The sequence below is a fragment of the Acinetobacter sp. ANC 7912 genome (assembly GCF_039862785.1).
Lineage (GTDB): Bacteria > Pseudomonadota > Gammaproteobacteria > Pseudomonadales > Moraxellaceae > Acinetobacter > Acinetobacter thermotolerans.
Genome location: NZ_CP156795.1, coordinates 2,902,847 through 2,917,499, shown reverse-complemented (window position 1 = coordinate 2,917,499; position 14,653 = coordinate 2,902,847). Strand labels below are relative to the sequence as shown.

The 14,653-nt window shown below is 45.4% G+C and carries 18 protein-coding genes and 2 tRNA genes; 11 read left to right on the top strand and 9 right to left on the bottom strand.

Going from position 1 to position 14,653, the window contains the following annotated elements:
* Positions 1 to 10: 10 nt before the first annotated feature.
* A complete protein-coding gene (locus ABEF84_RS14285) occupies positions 11 to 1,078 on the bottom strand; it encodes an AraC family transcriptional regulator ligand-binding domain-containing protein (protein ID WP_347453277.1) in 1,068 nt (355 codons plus the stop codon).
* A 104-nt stretch (positions 1,079 to 1,182) separates the two neighbouring features.
* On the opposite strand from ABEF84_RS14285, the gene ABEF84_RS14280 reads away from it, so the two are divergent.
* Entirely contained in the window at positions 1,183 to 1,797 is a 615-nt protein-coding gene (locus ABEF84_RS14280) for a hypothetical protein (RefSeq protein WP_034589156.1), read from the top strand.
* Between the two features lie 304 nt (positions 1,798 to 2,101).
* On the opposite strand, the gene ABEF84_RS14275 is transcribed toward ABEF84_RS14280, so the two are convergent.
* On the bottom strand, positions 2,102 to 3,160 hold the full coding sequence (locus ABEF84_RS14275) for an RNA-guided endonuclease TnpB family protein (RefSeq protein WP_034586922.1): 1,059 nt from the start codon (positions 3,158 to 3,160) through the stop codon (positions 2,102 to 2,104).
* A gap of 20 nt (positions 3,161 to 3,180) precedes the next feature.
* Between ABEF84_RS14275 and tnpA the strand changes: the two genes are divergently transcribed.
* Positions 3,181 to 3,594, top strand: coding sequence for an IS200/IS605 family transposase (tnpA, locus tag ABEF84_RS14270; protein ID WP_347454644.1), 414 nt, complete (start codon positions 3,181 to 3,183; stop codon positions 3,592 to 3,594).
* A 139-nt stretch (positions 3,595 to 3,733) separates the two neighbouring features.
* On the opposite strand, the gene hisF is transcribed toward tnpA, so the two are convergent.
* Complete coding sequence (hisF, locus tag ABEF84_RS14265; protein WP_034589153.1) at positions 3,734 to 4,492, bottom strand: imidazole glycerol phosphate synthase subunit HisF; 759 nt, start codon at positions 4,490 to 4,492, stop codon at positions 3,734 to 3,736.
* Between the two features lie 113 nt (positions 4,493 to 4,605).
* Here hisF and ABEF84_RS14260 point away from each other — a divergent pair, with 113 nt between their 5' ends.
* The 3 genes from ABEF84_RS14260 to ABEF84_RS14250 are packed head-to-tail and all read left to right on the top strand — an operon-like array spanning position 4,606 to position 6,616.
* The gene (locus ABEF84_RS14260) at positions 4,606 to 5,553 is read left to right on the top strand and encodes a homoserine kinase (RefSeq protein WP_034589152.1); all 948 of its coding nucleotides are present in this window, start codon (positions 4,606 to 4,608) and stop codon (positions 5,551 to 5,553) included.
* A gap of 16 nt (positions 5,554 to 5,569) precedes the next feature.
* A complete protein-coding gene (locus ABEF84_RS14255) occupies positions 5,570 to 6,196 on the top strand; it encodes a DUF1294 domain-containing protein (protein ID WP_347453276.1) in 627 nt (208 codons plus the stop codon).
* Between the two features lie 27 nt (positions 6,197 to 6,223).
* Positions 6,224 to 6,616, top strand: coding sequence for a hypothetical protein (locus tag ABEF84_RS14250; protein WP_347453275.1), 393 nt, complete (start codon positions 6,224 to 6,226; stop codon positions 6,614 to 6,616).
* A gap of 112 nt (positions 6,617 to 6,728) precedes the next feature.
* Here the strand turns inward: ABEF84_RS14250 and ABEF84_RS14245 are convergent, their stop codons facing one another.
* From ABEF84_RS14245 to hisB, 6 genes are all read right to left on the bottom strand, one after another.
* Positions 6,729 to 7,649, bottom strand: a complete 921-nt coding sequence (locus ABEF84_RS14245) for a DMT family transporter (RefSeq protein WP_034589146.1) — start codon at positions 7,647 to 7,649, stop codon at positions 6,729 to 6,731.
* 70 nt (positions 7,650 to 7,719) lie between these two features.
* Positions 7,720 to 8,442: a 1-(5-phosphoribosyl)-5-[(5-phosphoribosylamino)methylideneamino]imidazole-4-carboxamide isomerase gene (gene hisA / locus ABEF84_RS14240; RefSeq protein WP_347453274.1), complete on the bottom strand. Its 723-nt coding sequence runs from the start codon at positions 8,440 to 8,442 to the stop codon at positions 7,720 to 7,722.
* Between the two features lie 145 nt (positions 8,443 to 8,587).
* On the bottom strand, positions 8,588 to 9,250 hold the full coding sequence (locus ABEF84_RS14235; RefSeq protein ID WP_347453273.1) for a 3'-5' exonuclease: 663 nt from the start codon (positions 9,248 to 9,250) through the stop codon (positions 8,588 to 8,590).
* A gap of 34 nt (positions 9,251 to 9,284) precedes the next feature.
* Positions 9,285 to 9,797, bottom strand: coding sequence for a DUF805 domain-containing protein (locus ABEF84_RS14230; RefSeq protein ID WP_347453272.1), 513 nt, complete (start codon positions 9,795 to 9,797; stop codon positions 9,285 to 9,287).
* A gap of 135 nt (positions 9,798 to 9,932) precedes the next feature.
* On the bottom strand, positions 9,933 to 10,550 hold the full coding sequence (gene hisH, locus ABEF84_RS14225) for an imidazole glycerol phosphate synthase subunit HisH (RefSeq protein ID WP_034589139.1): 618 nt from the start codon (positions 10,548 to 10,550) through the stop codon (positions 9,933 to 9,935).
* The gene (gene hisB / locus ABEF84_RS14220; RefSeq protein ID WP_347453271.1) at positions 10,550 to 11,143 is read right to left on the bottom strand and encodes an imidazoleglycerol-phosphate dehydratase HisB; all 594 of its coding nucleotides are present in this window, start codon (positions 11,141 to 11,143) and stop codon (positions 10,550 to 10,552) included. The genes hisH and hisB overlap by 1 nt, the downstream gene beginning before the upstream one ends.
* 96 nt (positions 11,144 to 11,239) lie before the next feature.
* Between hisB and ABEF84_RS14215 the strand changes: the two genes are divergently transcribed.
* From ABEF84_RS14215 to ABEF84_RS14190, 6 genes are all read left to right on the top strand, one after another.
* Positions 11,240 to 11,617: a GNAT family N-acetyltransferase gene (locus ABEF84_RS14215; protein ID WP_034589136.1), complete on the top strand. Its 378-nt coding sequence runs from the start codon at positions 11,240 to 11,242 to the stop codon at positions 11,615 to 11,617.
* 204 nt (positions 11,618 to 11,821) lie between these two features.
* Positions 11,822 to 11,897, top strand: a tRNA-Phe gene (locus ABEF84_RS14210).
* Positions 11,898 to 12,033: 136 nt separating this feature from the next.
* A tRNA-Phe gene (locus ABEF84_RS14205) sits at positions 12,034 to 12,109 on the top strand.
* Positions 12,110 to 12,381: 272 nt separating this feature from the next.
* On the top strand, positions 12,382 to 12,903 hold the full coding sequence (locus tag ABEF84_RS14200; protein ID WP_034589135.1) for a hypothetical protein: 522 nt from the start codon (positions 12,382 to 12,384) through the stop codon (positions 12,901 to 12,903).
* Positions 12,904 to 13,122: 219 nt separating this feature from the next.
* Positions 13,123 to 13,623 (top strand): hypothetical protein, encoded by a 501-nt coding sequence (locus tag ABEF84_RS14195; RefSeq protein WP_034589133.1) that lies wholly within the window; start codon positions 13,123 to 13,125, stop codon positions 13,621 to 13,623.
* Between the two features lie 172 nt (positions 13,624 to 13,795).
* Positions 13,796 to 14,545, top strand: coding sequence for a hypothetical protein (locus ABEF84_RS14190; RefSeq protein WP_034589131.1), 750 nt, complete (start codon positions 13,796 to 13,798; stop codon positions 14,543 to 14,545).
* Positions 14,546 to 14,653 lie beyond the last annotated feature (108 nt).

Sequence of the window (14,653 nt, the reverse complement as noted above, 5' to 3'; positions counted from 1 at the left end):
CTGGAATATTTTAGATGTGATATTGATTTGATGTTGCCATCTCCAATGCCGGGATGAAGGCAGGTTCGCGGTCAGCATTTGCCAGAAATTCGGAACGCCATTGTTGCGGTGTCCGATTGGTCCACTGTTTAAAGGCACGCTGGAAGGCGCTCTGCTCGGAATAACCGAGTAACAGGGCAATTTCATGCAGGCTCAAATTGTCATCTTTCAGATATTGCTGGGCCAGCATAAAACGGATTTCCTGCATGCGCTGCTGATAGGTTTTACCCTGTTTCTGCAAATGCCGTTGCAGCTGGCGTACCGACCAGTGCAGCTGTTTAGCCACATGTTCAATCTGGAACATATTCTTTTGCAATCCGCTAAGAATCGCCTGCTGGATGCGGTGGTCAATTTGAGCTGTATTCGGTAGCTTTTCCAACAAGGCTTTGGCTTGCTGTTGCAGTAGTTTCTGCAAGGTCTGGTCGCCCTGGCGTAGCGGTTGGGCCAGCTCGGAAACATGCATGAAAATCACACTTTTCTGTTGGTTAAAACGTACCTTGCAATGGAAGAACTGTTCATACAGATTTAGATGTTTATTGGCTGGATAGCGGAAATGTACCTCATGTAGAGCGATATCACCCAATGCCATGATTGAACGTACGAATTTCAGCATCAGGGCCATGGCAATTTCATCCGACAACTGGGTCGCCAGATTCAATGGTACATCGACCCAGGCAATGGACAGGTAGTCATTTTCCACCCGGACTTCCAATGGACTGCCGTCATAGACCAAACGGTGGTAGTCATGGTAGCGCATCATGGCTTCGCCCAGGGTTTCACAAGACAGTGCCAGGTAGGCCATAATACCTAGATGACGAGGTTGTACGAAATTGGCAATTTCCAGACCCAAAGCGGGGGTCTGCAGTTTCTGCTGGAGCTGGGTGAGCAGATCACGCCAGATGACAAAGTCAAAGCGTTCCAGTTCCTGTATCTGCAACAGTTTTTCAGGAACAGGCAACTGTTTGTGGTGATAGAACTCTAGCAGCAAGTGCCCTAAGCCTCCATAAACTGTACCCGCATAATCCTGAATATCTGACATCTTTTTCGTTCTTTTAATTGTCGTATTTTGTCAATCATATTGAATTTAGCGGTCAATATCTAGCCATTTCCGACGTTTATAGTAAAGTTTCGGGAGGAATCGAGATGATTAAAGGATTTATTGCCGGTCTGGTGGTGGCGAATGCCTTTGAATGGTTTGCACATAAATATGTGCTGCATGGCGTACATCGCAAGGGGCAGACACGCTTTAGTCCGGTACCGCGCACGATGCAGTCGCATTGGGAACATCACCGTATTGTGCGTAAAACGGCATTTTTTGATCAGGGCTATGTGGAAGGTCTACGTAACTGGCGTACCCGTAATGAGGTAGGTTCTCTGGTGGCGGTGGCTACAGTTTTTGGGTTGGCGTTTTACCCCATCTCTAAAAGCATGTCGGCAGCAGCCCTGTATAGTACCGCTAAGTATTTCTATGTGCATCACCGGGCACATCTAGAGCCAGAATGGGCGAAAAAACACATTCCCTGGCATTACGACCATCACATGAACAGTAATCAGGATGCCAACTGGTGCGTGACCCGACCCTGGTTTGATTATGTCATGGGAACACGGGTAATTTCCTCAGCTGAACTGCAGGAACAAAACCCGCTCGGGATCACACTTCCAGCACCTGTTGCGACATTTCTGACAGACGGTATTAACCGCTTTTTCCCAGCCAAATGGGTCGAGAACCCGCGAAATACAAGGATTAAGGGAGCGTGATGGTTTATAAAAACAAAATTAATACATTTGCATACTATTTTTGTCGTAATTTGTCAATAAAAGCTCATTTTATTGTCAATATTTCGTGTTTTTTTTAACCTATATTTACACCTGTCAGCGAAGTAGCCTAAAGCTGGCAGATGGTAATGAATACTTGAGTTATTATTAGTTTTTTTAGTTATGTTCAGACCAAGCGCTGTAGTCTTTTCTTGGTTTTATAGGGAGTCGCAAGACTCCTTTTTTTTGTCAAAAAATTTGCACATTTCATGTGTAGCAGTTCTCAGAAATTGACATCCTCTCCGACCTAAAGGACGGAGATTCCTCCTGCGAGACGCCCATGTCCGAGCGCAAGAATATTCAGTGCTGAGTTTATATCTCTATCGTGGAATGTACCGCACTCCACACACTGCCATTCTCTTATTCCAAGTCCTGCTCTACCTTTCAGACTACTGGAGCGTGAGCCGCAGCACGAGCAAGTTTGGGTGGTATAGGCTTCATTGACTTCTTCATACCATACCCCTGCGTTCTCGCATTTATACTTGAGCATGGTTCTTAAGGTCGTCCAACCTGCATCGAGTACAGACTTAGCTAATTTTGTCTGTGCCAATGCTTTGGCATTCACATTACCAACGAAGATGGCTGCATGTTCATTCACCAGTTTATGACTGAATTGATGCAGCATATTTTGACGTAGATTTTTGATCTTGGCATGAATCGCTTTGACACGTTTTTTATTTCTTGCTCTTTGAGCAATACCAAGTTTTTGTTCATATTGACGATAGATTTTAGGCGCTTTGAACTTTACACCATCTGAGCAAGTCGCAAGGTCTTTGAGTCCTAGATCAATGCCAATTGAGGTTTTAGCGGTGGTTTTCTCTGTTTTAATTGAATCAACCACAAGACATACATACCAACGCCCTCGGCTATCCTCGACAAACGAGCCTGTTTTAACATTGTATTTACTTAGTCCGTAACTGTCCCATAGCTTGAATTGATGCTTGCCGTATTGGACATACCCATCGGCATATTTCACCGCCACTTTTTTAAATGGAATCCAACCGAGAGAACGTCTAGCATTTTTTTTGTTACTGACACGCCATTTTAGCTTGGCTTTTTTAAATTGCTTTCTTCGAGTAACTAATTCTTCCGCAACTGCCTGTATGGTTTGGCTGTGCAAATTGCACTCTTTTGATGTACCTTTCGTGTATTTAGCAATATCGTAAGCTGAAAAGAATTGTTGTTTTCTTTGCAAGTGTTTAAAACACAAATCATTGACATAGTTCCAGACAAAATTAACTTCAGATGCCAATTGGTCTAGCACCTTGCAATGTTTGTCTTTTATGCGTAATTTAAGTGTCTTCATCACTAAAATATATTTGGTCTATGGATAATAGTCAAGAGATTAGAACAGGTCGTCACTGTGTTTTTAATATGCACGTTCATTTAGTCTTTGTGGCTAAATATCGTAGAGATGTTTTTACCAAAGCTATGCTCGAAACTATGAATGAAGTATTCAAGCGCATTTGCTTAGACTTTGCAGCTAAGTTGGTAGAATTTGATGGTGAGCATGATCATGTTCATTTACTTGTGAACTATCCACCAAAAGTAGCTATTTCTAGCTTGGTTAACAGCCTAAAAGGTGCATCTAGTCGTATTTTAAGAACTAAACACCCTGAAATTAAAAACAAATTATGGGGGAATGCTTTGTGGTCGCCTAGTTATTTCGCTGCATCGTGTGGAGGTGCTCCCATTGGGATTATTAAACAATATATCCAACAACAGCAAACACCGCATTAGCAATCCTAGCTAATCCCCACAAGGGGGACTAGCGGATTGCAGCCTTATATCCCCGCCCTGAAGGGCGAGGTTTTACGGCTAAAGGGATAAAAAAAGGCATGATCAGCATGCATTTTTTTGTTTTGATGTTTTGAGCAGGTTACAGACGCATTTCAATGCCTTGTGCAGCTAGATACGCCTTGGCTTCAGGAATGGTATGCTGACCAAAGTGGAAGATTGATGCTGCCAGTACCGCATCGGCACCGCCTTTTAGAATCCCGTCGGCTAAGTGCTGTAAGTTACCTACGCCACCAGAAGCGATGGTTGGAATGGTGACACGGTCATTGATCGCACGCATCAGCGCCAGGTCATAACCGGCTTTGGTACCATCGGCATCCATGGAGGTGATCAGCAGTTCACCTGCGCCGTAGTCGGCCATTTTCACAGCCCATTCAATCGCATCAATGCCAGTCGGTTTACGACCGCCGTGGGTAAAGATTTCCCATTTGTTGTCGCCAGTTTTCTTGGCGTCAATTGCCACTACAATACATTGTGCACCGAAGCGTTGTGATGCTTCCTGTACGAATTCAGGGTTGAATACGGCTGCCGAGTTAATACTAACTTTGTCTGCACCGGCATTTAACAGCAGGCGAATATCTTCAACCTTACGTACACCGCCACCCACAGTTAATGGCACGAATACGGTTTCCGCCATACGTTCTACAGTACGGTAAGTGGTGTCGCGGCCATGATGTGTAGCAGTAATATCTAGGAAAGTAATTTCATCGGCACCCTGTTCATTATAGCGACGCGCCACTTCGACCGGGTCGCCCGCATCACGAATATCAAGGAACTGCACACCCTTGACCACGCGGCCATTGTCCACGTCGAGACAGGGAATAATACGTTTAGCTAGCATAAATTTTTCCAAGTATTACAGCCGATTATGAAACTCACCTACACAAGCGCTACACCTTGGCAGATGGAAACGGTATTCTAGCAAAAATATGTAAGTTTTTTCGCAGGTTTTCTATGTCGGTTTATACCACTTTGACTTTAAAGGAAGTTCAGGATTTTGCAGCGCCGTATGGTCTGAAGGCGATCGATCTGATTCCCATTCAAGGAGGTATTCAGAACACCAACTACTTTCTGGTCTGCGAAGACCAGCAATATGTGTTGACAGTGTTTGAAGACATGGATGAACAGGCGGCAGGAGAACTGGTGCCTGTACTTGAACATCTGGGAAAAGCCGGTGTTGCGGTGCCGGTACCCTTATCACATTCAGGTAAAGCCATTCATAGCATCAAGGGGAAGCCGGCACAGATTGCGCCACGGTTGATGGGAGAGCATCCCATGCCAGCGACCACGGCCCAATGCGAAGCGATTGCCATCGCCCAGGCTAAAATCCATGTGGCTTTACAAGATTTCCACTTGGAGCGTGAATTCGTCCGTGACCATGCCTATTGGTATAACGTGGCACAAGAGGTCAAGCCCACTTTAAATGCAGCCGACAAGGTCTTGCTGGGGAAATTGTTGGGACTCTATGAAGCATTAACCGCTGTTTATACCGACCGTCCACGTGGCTTTATCCATTCCGATCTGTTCCGTGACAATACTTTATTTGAAGGCGATGAGCTGAAAGGTATTCTGGATTTTTATGAACTGAATAAAGATGAATTCCTGTTTGATATTGCCATTACCCTGAATGACTTCTGTACCGATTATCCAGCCGTGACTTTAAATGAAGAACGTGCCGTGGCTTTCCTGAAAGCCTATGAAACTGTGCGCCCACTGACAGAAGATGAAAAAGCCTGCTTGCAGCTGTATTTGGCGATGGCTGCAGGGCGTTTTTGGATGATGCGCCTGCAAGTGGCACAGAAAAATGCAGCAGAAGGTCGTACCGGTGCAGACATTCTGCAGAAAAATCCGGAAGAGATGCGCAATATGCTGATTGAACGTTTGAAGTTTGTCACAGCTTAAAGGAAAGGACAGAAAGATGCGGGATCAGGGCCGTTTGGTGGAATGGTTTGATGATAAGGGGTACGGCTTTATTCAACCGAATGACCCGAACAAGGCACGTGTCTTTCTGCATATCAAGGATTTTGCCCGTCCCGGGCCGTGCCCGATTGTCGGTTGTGCCCTGGACTATACCGTAATTCTGGATGAGCAGGGGCGTTACTGTGCTCAGCAGGTCATGTACCTCAAAGCCTCTCAGGCCAAAACCTTGCAGGTGCAACAGAAGAAGAGCATTTCTCAGAAAACGACCAAACTGCAGCCGATGCAGATGCTTTGTGCAGGCTATATAGTTGTGCTTGCTATTCTGACGTTGCTGGGCTTATTAAGTGGTATGGTGCTGTTGCTGGTCAGTATCATGAATGTAATGACCTACTGGTTCTATGCTCAGGACAAGGAAGCCGCACAACTCGGCAATCGCCGTGTGCCGGAAAATACCTTGCATTTGCTGGCGTTTCTTGGCGGCTGGCCAGCAGCCTGGCTGGCACAGCAGAAGCTGCGACATAAAACACAAAAACAACCGTTTCGGCAGATTTATTTTTGTACCATAGCTTTTAATATCATTTTGATTCTATGGCTCATTTCCCCATTAAACAGCTTGAATATCTAGGGGAAATTTACAATAAAAGGAGAGGGCATGAACTATTCGATTGACAAGGATTCTAACCGTACCCTGACCTTTATCTTATATGTTCTCTATGTCGTGGCGATTTTTAGCGGTGGTTTGCTGGCAGTCATTGCTCTGATCATTAACTATGTCAAACGTAGCGCGGTACGCGGCAGCATTTTTGAAAGTCACTTTACCTGGCAGATTCGGACTTTCTGGTGGTACCTGATCTGGAATATTGTGGCCTTTATTCCTTTCCTGTTTTTATTCTTTACCGATGAAGATCCAGATCTGTTTGCTGGCGTGGCCTTAGGTGCCACCAGTTTCTGTCTGATCGTGATTGGACTGTCCTGGATCTGGATTGTGTATCGTGCCATTCGTGGCATTATGCGTCTGAATGACAATTTGCCAATGTATCGTTAGTCTTCAACAGTTATCGATTAGAGAAAATCAAAAGGCATGTCTGGAACATGCCTTTTGATTTAAACGATTCTTAGGGCTTGGCTTCAGTCATTGAGCTGGGATTCACCATCTACTATTCAGTGATTTCTTTTACTTTTCCTACCTTCCGATTTAAAAACTTTGGTTTCCATTCACTGACTATCACCCCTAGCACCACCATTAAACCACCGAGTAGTGCCAACGCAGGCAGGCGTTCACCGGCCAGTCGCCCAAATAAACTGGCCCAGATCGGTTCGCCCGCATAAATGATCGCGGCCTGAGACGGATCGACCATCTCTTGTGCCCAGTTCATCACCAGCTGGATACAGGCACTGGCAATGCCAAGTCCCACCAGAATGCCAGCCAGATGCCAGTGAAAGTTTGGCAACTCATGTTCACCAATCCAAGGTGCCAGTAAGAAGCAGAATAACGAAGCAAAGATGAGCTGTAACACCGTCACTCGCCGGGTATTCACGTTCGGAGCAAAGTGACTGATCAAAATGATTTCCATTGCAATGGCGATGGAGCCGAGCAAAGTCAGCAGTTGACCGAAGTTGAGCCGGATGGTGCCAAAACCATTGCCAGTCAGAAAAACCAGCCCCAAGAATGCTAACAGGGCACCTACCCAAGTCATCAGATGTGGCCGTTTGCGGAACAGCAGCCAAAGCAGAATCGGCACCAAAGGAACATACAGCGCGGTTAGAAATGCCGATTCACTACTACTAATACTCTGCAAACCGACCGTCTGTGTGCCATAGCCCAGCGCAATCACCGCACCGATGGCAGCGCCAGCAAGAACTTCTTTTAGCGTCATCCCACGCAGATGCTTAAAGGAAATAGCTGTGACAGCGATGGCTGCAGCAGCAAAGCGCAGGGCAACAAAAAGCACTGGACTACTAAAGTTCAGTCCATATTTAACCGTCAGAAAACTACCACCCCAGATCAGAGTGATCAGGATCAGGGAGAGTTGTGGTAAACGTGATTTAAAAAAAGAAGAATGAGAGACAGATGACATGGGAGATCAGGATTCAATTCAAAATAAAAAGAGGCCCGAAGACCTCTTTTAACAGCATCAGGACTTTAGATTAGGCGTCTAAAAGCGCCTGTGCTTCGTGCAGGTTTAATGTGCCTTCATAGATGGCACGACCGGTAATTGCACCGAGGATGCCCGGTTGGCCTTTCAGGTTACGCACATCATCTAAATTTGTCACACCACCAGAAGCGATCACAGGCAGACCTGAGTAAGTTGCCAGATTCACGGTCTGTTCAACGTTTACGCCTTGCATCATGCCGTCACGTGCGATGTCGGTATAGACAATACTAGAAACGCCGGCATCGGCAAAACGTTTCGCCAGTTCAGTTGCTTTCACGTCAGTGACATTGGCCCAGCCATCGGTTGCTACCATGCCATTCATGGCATCAATACCGACAACGATATGCCCCGGGAACTGTTTACATGCTTCTTCAACGAATTCAGGTTCTTTGACTGCTTTGGTGCCAATGATGACATAAGACACGCCAGCATCCAGATAGTGTTGGATGGTTTCCAGTGAGCGAATACCACCACCGATTTGAATTGGCAGGTTAGGTTGTGCTTTGGCAATCGCTTCAACCACAGGCTTATGAATCGGTGTACCGGCGAAAGCACCATTAAGATCAACCAGATGCAGACGGCGCGCACCTTCATTCACCCAATGCTGAGCCGTTGCTACTGGATCATCAGAAAATACAGTATCGTCTTCCATACGACCTTGTTTTAAACGGACACATTTGCCATCTTTCAGGTCAATTGCAGGGATGATCAGCATGCTTTCGCTCCTGGCCTAATCGTCGATTGAATTTGAATGGCTGCCATCTTAACAAATAAACGGTGGATTTCTAAATCTAAATCATGAATCAGATATATGAAAAAACCTGTCATGGCTGGCTTGGGTGTCTATTAGTATAGAGCGATTAAATATTCATATGCGGGCGAATCCGCAGTTTGAACGAGGTATTCGGGATATGCTTGGGCAATTGTCCGAGGCGGAGTAATTCTTCAAATACCAGAATACAGGCATAGGCATCCGCTGCCGCATATTCAATCTGTGCTGGAGTCAATTGAGGACTAGCCCAATTGGAGGTACTGATTTTTTTCGATTTTGGAAAATTCTGCTGAAATAACAGGGCAATGGCATTCTTCACTCCCACCGGATTTTGAAACCCAAAACCGCCGAAACATTTGGACAGTTCAATGACGCTATTCAGTTCAATCCCTTTTTTGCGGAACAGATGGGCATCATTTTTTAAGCCAAAGCCGACCTTGATTTGATCACGGCTGGCAAAGACCGGTTTAAGAAACTCCAAAATCTCAGGTTTCATCTGAAATAAATAGGCTTTCTCCAAGGTTGCCAGTTGAATCAGATGTGGTCCTGTCTGTACTTCACCTTTATTAAATATCGGTTTGGATTCGGAATCAAAGCCCAAGACGGCTGCCTGAAAGAGTTCTGCACGGATCGATTCACATTGCTTCAGGTTTTGGATCACCTGAATCTGTGCAAAGGGTAGATTCTGAAATAATGGCATTTGGGCGATTTCTGCTTTGCTCGGTAGTTGGTATGCAAGTGATGAGTCCATAAAATCAGCCCAACAACGGGTTTACATTTAAGTGTTATTGCAAGTTTACCGCAGACTGAGCTTGTGCTGTGAGCTTGACTTGATAATTGCTATACAGTGCCATGGCGAAGGTACTCAGCAGATAAAGACTCAGTAAGAGATACAAGATAGCGAGCGGTTTTTCCCAAGTTTGGACAGTACGGGGCAAACCATAACGGTTCTTGGATGTACTCCCTTTGGCTATCACCAGATAAAAGAAAAACAGCAGATTCAGCCCAGGAATCACCATCATTACACTCAACCAGCCGGAATGGTTCAGGTCATGCAAGCGTCGAATGGTAAAGACCACGGAAAAATAGAACAGCACTGCCAGATAAATCGCAATGAATGGATAAGCAATCCAGAGCATCCAATTTTGATAATTATGCACATGTAAAAATGGTGATGTTGCCAACAAGATCAGGGCTAAAGGAATGAGCCAGAACAACAAGATCATTTGCCATGCCAGCCAGCTACAGCGACTAAAACGTCCATGAGGAGAGCGAACAGAATCCTGCGTGGTTGTCATATCAGATTATTTTTATTGTACTTATTCCAAGCATAGAGGATTTTGAATCGTTTCAAAATAGCTTGGATGAAAAAGAGTAAGATCAACTATAGAGTAAAAAGCCCGCAAATTGCGGGCTTTTTACAGGAACAGAGATTAGATATCCCATTCCACAAAGTTTTTCAGCAATTGCAGACCTGCAGTATGACTCTTTTCCGGATGGAACTGGGTCGCAAACAGGTTTTCTTTATGCAATGCGGTACAGAATTCCAGACCATAATCACAGGTTGCAGCAATAATGCTTGGGTCTTTCGGTTCTACATAGAAGCTATGCACGAAGTAGAAACGCGCATCCTGTTCAATGTCTTTCCACATCGGATGGTTAGGATCAGCCTGATGTACCTGGTTCCAGCCCATATGTGGCACTTTCAAACCATCTACATCGGGGAAGCGTTTCACTTCACCTTCAAAAATACCCAGTGCATCGGCACCGCCATTTTCTTCAGAGCGTTGCATGAGTGCCTGCATACCGACACAGATCGCCAATACAGGTTTGTTGAATACCGCATGACGCACCACATCATCAATACCCGCTTCATGCATGCCCTGCATACAGTCACGCATTGCACCTACACCCGGAAAGACAATCTTGTCTGCCTGAGCAATCAGCTTTGGATCATTGGTCACATCTACTGTAGCACCGACATATTCTAATGCTTTGGCAGCGGAATGAAGATTTCCCATGCCATAGTCAAGAAGAGCAATACGGGTCATTACAGGGTACCTTTGGTTGAAGCAACAGTATTGGCAGCACGTGGATCAACTTCACATGCCATACGCAGGGCACGGGCAAATGCCTTGAACACACTTTCAATCTGGTGGTGACTGTTTTTACCTTTTAGGTTGTCAATGTGTAAGGTCATCAACGCGTGGTTTACAAAGCCCTGGAAGAATTCAGAGAACAGGTCTACATCAAAGGTACCGATAAGTGCGCGGGTAAATGGAATATCCATGAACAGGCCAGGGCGGCCAGACAGATCGACCACAACACGGCTCAAAGACTCGTCCAGCGGGGCATAGAAGTGTCCGTAGCGACGTAAACCTTTCTTGTCACCCAGCGCCTGAGCGAAGGCCTGACCCAGGGTAATCCCGCAGTCTTCTACGGTATGGTGATCATCAATTTCCAGGTCGCCGTCACAATGAATGTCAATATCAAACAAACCATGTCGCTTGATTTGATCAATCATATGATCTAAAAATGGAACACCAGTGTTTAAAGTGCCTTGACCAGTACCATCGAGATTCAGGCGAACCCGAATTTTGGTTTCGTTGGTATTTCTTACCACTTCACTGATACGATCTGTCATAGACACGTTCCTCAAATACGTCAAAATGATTGATGTAGAAAATATTTTCGCCGTGACGACGTCACCGCATATTAGATTGCTCAGGAGGGTTTATCAATGCCTATTACCGTACATGCCTATACTTCTTTGGAAAATGATGAAGTGCGCAGCCAGCTTGAGCGACTGTATGACACCAGCCCGGAATTTAGTGACGGGGCCGATGCCATGGAACAACTAGAGCAAAACCTGCAACAGTATAGCGTACTTTATACTGCAGAATTTAATACCCGTATTATTGGTGCGATCTGGTGCACCGGTCAAGGCGAAACCCGCCTGCTGCAGAATGTGGTCGTGCATCCGGCCAACCGTGGACGCGGGGTTGCAGAAAGGCTGGTTAGCGAAGTCTGTCGGATGGAAGAAGAGAAAGGCGTGAAGGTATTTGAGCCAGGATGTGGTGCGATTCACCGTTGTCTGGCGCATCTGGAAAAAATCTAAATACTTTTTTGCTGATGCCCTGATTCAGGCAGCCTTCGGGCTGCTTTTTTTATTCTGATTTTTGATTGAAAATGAATTATTTAGCGCCTTGACTTAAAAATTAGACAGCAGAGGAAACAATTTGCTGTAAAAGTAGGCGATTGGTAAAAAATGTACTTTTCATGCTTGACGGCATGCGGCTGAAACGGTTTAATACGCGTCATCGGCGTGATAGCTCAGTTGGTAGAGCAACGGATTGAAAATCCGTGTGTCCCCAGTTCGATCCTGGGTCTCGCCACCATATTCAAAACGATTCAAAGTTTTCAATCCCTGATCCCATCAGGGATTTTTTTTTGGATTAAATTTTACACATTCGATCAATTTTTTTCGGATTTTGATTGACTAATGTATGCAGATACGGCTTAATACACCGCATCGGCGTGATAGCTCAGTTGGTAGAGCAACGGATTGAAAATCCGTGTGTCCCCAGTTCGATCCTGGGTCTCGCCACCATATTCGAAAAACCTCAAACATTGTTTGAGGTTTTTTTTCGCCTGTAATTTTTAGATCCCTCTGTGATTGCCTTTTTCTGTTGATTGCCACGCCTTTCCAATCCGTTCGTATATTTCCGATCTTCCTTAGAATTTAGTTTATATGTCATTCATCTGAGGAAGCATGAGTTCTGCAAAAAATCGCGCTAAGCTAGTTAATAACCAATCCAGAACTGACTTTAATTCATTGGTCACAGCATTCAGCCTGTGACCAAGAGAAATGGGGTAAAGCCAATGAACAGCATCAGAATATCGTTATGTGGCATCCTGTTGGGCACTTGCAGCCTAGGGGTATACGCAGAGGAAGAAAAAGAGGTTGTGACTTTACCGAAGATGACCGTGATGGCCGAACCGGAAATGAGTAATGAAACCGGCTATGTGCCATTTGTACAGGAAGAGAAGAATCTGCGTGCGCTCCAGCATCAGGTGATTCGTGGGACATGGAATGCCGAGAATTTCATGGTCAATCCGGATATCGTTGCCAACCTGGATTTTCAGCCAATACCGGAACCGAATCTGAACTCCCTGTCGCCAGCGCTACAACAGTATGTCATGACCATTGCCCAAGGTTTGCAATCCAGTGACCCGACTCAAGGGCTATATACCATTCTGGGAAATTTCGGCATTGACCGTAGTAATAGTATGGATCCAGATCGTGGCATCAAGTTCAACATCAATATGGACAAGGTGAATATCGGTTTCCTGGAAAATCAGAATCATACTGTTCCTGCAGTGCAATTGCCGCGATATCCTTAAGGTATTGCTGACAGATCTATCCCCGCCAGTCGGGGATTTTTTATTGCGGTTATTTTATGGAGCCGAGTCTATTTTCTTTCTGATTTTCAACTCAATCACAGTCCAAATCAGTGGCAGCGGTCAGGCTGGTATATGAATATTCACACTAAGACTGAGCAACTTTACACCAGTTAGCGCAACAATAGAATTTCTCCCCCTGAATGATGTGGAGGGCGTCCTATGCGTTTCCTCAACTCATCTTTATTGATGTTACTTAGTCTATTTACAGCGCTGTTTCTAATTGATGCTCATGCTGCGTCTGATCCGGTCACTTTGTCGACCTTAACCGTGATGACCGAGGATGAACTGCGTGCAGAAACTATCATGCCACCTTTGCAGGAACAGACCAGCCAGAAAAAAGCCTTAAACATGCGACTCATGAAAATTGAACGTGAACTGCAGGACTATACTGTCAATGCTGATTATGCCGGTGATATCGAGATTATACCAAGATCTAATCCGGCACGGCTGGATGACTTACCACCGGGCCTGCAGCAATATGTGCAGTCAATTGCTGATGGCTTGCGCTCCGCTGATCCGCGCGATGGTATTTACCTGATGCTGGCGCCATTTGGTATCGACCGAAATGCCACCAATGTGCAGCGGGCCCGAGAGCAGTTTAACCAGAACAATGTAGACCGGACTTTACTGAATCAATGGTGTGCAGCCAATGGCTGTTAAAAGCTTCAAGACCGTTTAAGCACGTTGCATCTTTAAAACGTGCTTGAACCGGTCGAATCCATAATCGGATGGCTGCTGTAGGTTTTTGTATAGCTAGATTGCTTTTTATCCAAAAAATCAGCATATTGATGAAAAGGTAATCGATGTTTACCTGCAGCAGAGGAGCATGTGCATGCCACGTGTCTTTGTCATTCTGGCTGGAGCAACGCTGGTGGTCTTTGCTGGCTTGTTCTATCAATACACCATGCAGAAGCAGGATAAAGCCCAGCTGATTGAATATGAGGCTGTGCTGACCGAAAAGACGGCAGAAATCTTCGAGCAGGCGCAGGATTGGGAAAAACCAATCCAGCTGGAGATTGAAGAAGAGCGGCTGGATGGTGACTATGCGGTGATGGCCGAGTATGTGCTGGGCCAGATGCGTGATCGTGCCGAAGAACGCAACCAGTACTTACGTGACCTCAAAGCAGCCAAGTGGGATCAGTTCCTGAATATCGACCGTCTCGCCAAGGATCAGACCCAAGGCTATAAAGAAACCGAAGCCATGCTCAAGCAGGTGCATCAGATCGTGGATGACTATGAAGCCACCATCAAGCGCCGTGAAGCGAATCAAATTGAAGAAGTAAAACAGCTGGACATCAAGCAGCGTTACCGTCAGCAATTGGCGCAGAACCTGAGAGCGACCGAGCAGGAAAATGATGCCTATGCCATTTTTGAAATTGAAAAGCAGAGTCTGGCCAAGGCTGATCAGCTATTTGCCTTGCTAAAGAAGTATAAATGGGAAAAACGAAACCGCATGTTTATGTTCCATGATGAGAAAGCGGTTCAGCCCTTTATCGCGCTATATAAAGATATTGAAAACTTGAATAAACAAATGCAGCAAATTAAGACAAAAAATCAAAAAATTGTCGAAGAAGCCTTGTAACAGCAAAGTGCTATTTGTCTGTAAGCCATCTTGAGCATGGCAGCAAAAGCATAGACATGTTATAGATAAACAGAGATTTAACAGCTAAATAAAATGGCACAACAACAG